The organism is Mesobacillus maritimus (assembly GCF_023715205.1).
Taxonomy (GTDB): domain Bacteria; phylum Bacillota; class Bacilli; order Bacillales; family Cytobacillaceae; genus Mesobacillus_B; species Mesobacillus_B maritimus_C.
This window is the reverse complement of the sequence record NZ_JAMBNR010000147.1, coordinates 1-232: the sequence shown is the minus strand read 5'-3', so window position 1 is coordinate 232 and position 232 is coordinate 1. Positions and strand designations below refer to the sequence as shown.

Annotated in this window: 1 rRNA gene; it reads right to left on the bottom strand. The window is 53.0% G+C overall.

Features of this window, described 5'->3' with window-relative positions:
* Positions 1–12 precede the first annotated feature (12 nt).
* Positions 13–232: ribosomal RNA gene (locus M3182_RS26820) — 16S ribosomal RNA — on the bottom strand; the annotation flags it as partial.

The window sequence follows — 232 nt, the reverse complement described above, 5'->3', positions numbered from 1 at the left end:
CATTATCCTTAGAAAGGAGGTGATCCAGCCGCACCTTCCGATACGGCTACCTTGTTACGACTTCACCCCAATCATCTGTCCCACCTTAGGCGGCTGGCTCTATGCTTACGAAGTAAGTTTACTTCGTAAACTCTTAGTTACCCCACCGACTTCGGGTGTTACAAACTCTCGTGGTGTGACGGGCGGTGTGTACAAGGCCCGGGAACGTATTCACCGCGGCATGCTGATCCGC